This window comes from Candidatus Hydrogenedentota bacterium (genome assembly GCA_019695095.1).
In the GTDB taxonomy this organism is placed as follows: Bacteria; Hydrogenedentota; Hydrogenedentia; order Hydrogenedentales; family SLHB01; genus JAIBAQ01.
Map to the genome: position 1 here is coordinate 1 of JAIBAQ010000363.1, position 3143 is coordinate 3143.

Consider the following 3143-nt stretch of genomic DNA (forward strand, 5'->3'; position numbering starts at 1 on the left):
GTCATTCGGGACTGGATGCAGTGGTACAACCAGGAGCGCCCGCATCAGGCCTTGGGCTATCAGAGCCCGGTTCAATATCGGGCGCAACAACTCACGCAGGTGGCTTGATTTCAGGGGAGCACTACAGGCGTTGCGGCAGGGAGCCGAGGCAGAGCAGGTTTGGGCGGCGGCATGGAAGCCCGATTCCCCTCAAGGCAGGGCGCGGAGATCCGCTAAAACAATGTTGGGCGATGTGCCCGTATTCATTAATAACTCGACCAGTCCAAGCTATTAGATCCTCGGATTGGTCATTCGTTCGGGCTGGTAGTAATTGCGATACTCCCTCTGCCATTTCCTTAGCGAAGCGTTTAGAACCCTGAATCAAGACGGAACACATCCAGCCTGATTGGTCCCGTCGTGACCCAGGGCTAAGCGGCCCTATTGCAAGTAAATCGGCCTGAGCCATTTTCCCGTCACGCTTACTATTCGGGTTATACGTCTCCACTATTCCTCGTTCCTTCCAGTTCGGCTCCGTTCGTCTCGGTCATTCCACAGCCATAACTAATAATAATCATTCCGATTCGTCTGGCCTATTGGTGTTCTGTCTCTACGCTCACGTTAAATTCCGCCCGCTGTCGTGCAGACTTGATGAAGGTTCTCTCAGCGTCGATGCGCACAAAAGCACAGGAAAGCGCACTAAAGCACACATAAGCATGCATACGCATAGTTCCCAAGATCCCAAATGCTCGCGTAGTGTTCCCACCATGTTGAGAAGTGAGAAAGGAGTGGTCTGACGGATGTTACTCACGGCCAAGGAATTAGCAGAAAGGTTTGATGTTCATGTCACAACGATTCGACGGGCGTATCGGACGGGACGTATCCCATATGAACGCCTTTGCAAAATGTACTTGTTTGACCTCGAAAAAGTTCGAGATGCAATGCGCCTCAATGGACTCACCCTCGTAGGAGGCGAGGCCGGCCTGCGCGCGACCGACGGCGATAGCGGGCGGCGCGCGCAGCCGACCCGCCCCCGACTTGGTAATACGGGGGCGCTACTTGCAAACAAGCGTATAGCATCTGGCGTCTACAGACCTCAAAATCAATATCTGGATCAACCACATAGAGAAGAGAGCGGTCGGATAATCAATTCCTAAGGGAGTATTCACATACGGGCACCGCGAATGAGTGCTCGCATACGGAAGGGATTATGAAGCTAGCTACCATTAGCCCACAACGTTGTTATCGGTGTGAGCATGCCTGGCTCCCACGCCGAACCGGTACCCCCTGCCGGTGCCCGCGCTGCAAAAGTCCCTACTGGAATCGGCCTCGACGAAAGGGCGGTCCTGTCACGCCTGTCACCGCAGCACACTCCCCGTCTATTGTGGCGAAAGATACTCCGTCAACTCTTTCATCCTCTCCAGCTCCGAAGTCCGGCCCCGATCAATCGGCGCGGCAACTCTTCACGGTCTTGAAAGAGATGAAGGCCAACAATGTGCCATGGGCTGAGAGATTAGAACGTGTCCGGCACGAGTTCGGTGTCGAATTGACCAAGGACCAGGTGAAAACGCTCGGACGGTAATGGACTACCGTAGCCCCACCCCCCTACTGACACACGGGGGCGGGGCAGAATTCCGAAGTGCGCGGCGGCGCGGTGGTAGCAGGGGGCGTGACTGAAGGGTGTCCGAAGGCTCGCCCTGTGCTCCAACGCGCGGTGCGCCACCATAACCGGCGCTGGCGTTCCGACGCGAGCGCAACAGGGGGGCCGGGGGTGTCGTAAGACGCCCCTGGTAATACGGCCAGATGTTGTTAACGGTCAAAGATCTGTCCCACGAGCTGCAAGTGAATCCGACGACCCTCTACGCCTGGGCGAAACAAGGGAAGATCCCCTGTAAGCGTCTCCACAAGTTGGTACGCTTCGAACGTGCGGAAATTGATACCTGGCTAGCGTCCTGTCCCACCGGCCTCACGCCTCCCCTGCCCGATCTGCGTCCTGACGCATCCCGAACCGACGTGGATGCCCTGATTGCGAGTGCCAAACGTGAGGTCTATACTTCTCGCCACGGGGAAACCAGACCGAAATCAGGCCTCATCAGGAAGGGGGAGCAGGATGGGGCTGTTTAAGCGCAACAAAGTATGGTGGATGAGCTTTATTCATAATGGCCGGCAAGTCCGTCGCAGTACCGACACCACGGATCGTCGATTAGCCGAAGCCATTCTCGGCAAAGTGAAGATCAAGTTAATCGAAGGCCGACACTTCGACCGACTGGAAGAACAGAACCGGACATTTCAGGAGATGATGGACCGGTACGTTGCAGAGCGGGCCAGTTTGAAGGCTCCAAAGAGTCGGCTTCGAGATCAGGCCGCGTTAACCCACCTCTTACCCATCTTCGGGAAGAAGATGCTCTCTGAGATCAGCCCAAAATTGCTCGCGGGCTACAAGGCTCAGCGTCGGATAGAACAAGCGGCTCCAGCGACCATCAACAAGGAGCTCCAACTTGTCCGGCATGCCTTCAACCTCGCCATGCGGGAATGGGAATGGTGCCGGGAAAACCCAATGCACCGGGTTTCCATGGAACAAGTGCGGAACGAGGTGGATCGCTGGCTGACGGCAGATGAAGAAGAACGGCTTATGTCCGTTTCGTCTCCTTGGCTGAGAGAAGTCATGGTCTTTGCACTCAATACCGGCATGCGCCAAGGCGAGATCCTCAACCTGCAATGGCAGGAGGTGGATTTTTTACGCGGCACGCTGATCGTGATGCAAAGCAAAAACGGCACACGCCGGACCATTCCCTTGAATGCCAAGGTCTATGAACTCCTGGCCGCGAAACAGGCTTTAACCGGCCTCTCACGTGGGCCAGTCTTCAAGACTCCGCTCGGCAATCTCCTGCAGGTACGGTTTCTAGTTCGAGAATTCTGTGAGGCGCGCAATCGGGCCGGAATTCCAGACTTCCGGTTTCACGACATGCGGCATACCTTCGCCACACGACTCGTACAGCGCGGAGTGGACTTGTACAAAGTTCAACGGCTGCTCGGGCACAAGACGAATTTGATGACGCAACGCTATGCGCATCACTCGCCGGAAAGTCTGAGAGAAGGTGTGAATGTGCTGGATGAGTGCCGACCAAAACGGGTTAGCACAAATTTAGCACAAGGGGCGATTTCTG

3 protein-coding genes are annotated in these 3143 nt (G+C 55.8%); all 3 read left to right on the forward strand.

What is annotated here, in order from left to right:
- Positions 1 to 108 (forward strand): integrase core domain-containing protein (locus tag K1Y02_26390; GenBank protein MBX7259911.1); only part of this gene is annotated, 108 nt, incomplete at its 5' end.
- Positions 109 to 1779: 1671 nt separating this feature from the next.
- Complete coding sequence (locus K1Y02_26395; GenBank protein MBX7259912.1) at positions 1780 to 2100, forward strand: helix-turn-helix domain-containing protein; 321 nt, start codon at positions 1780 to 1782, stop codon at positions 2098 to 2100.
- Positions 2087 to 3143 (forward strand): tyrosine-type recombinase/integrase (locus K1Y02_26400; protein MBX7259913.1); only part of this gene is annotated, 1057 nt, incomplete at its 3' end. The genes K1Y02_26395 and K1Y02_26400, both read left to right, overlap by 14 nt.

Excerpts from the sequence above, each read along its gene's own strand:
- K1Y02_26395 (MBX7259912.1), top strand. The coding sequence starts at position 1,780 with ATGTTGTTAACGGTCAAAGATCTGTCCCACGAGCTGCAAGTGAATCCG.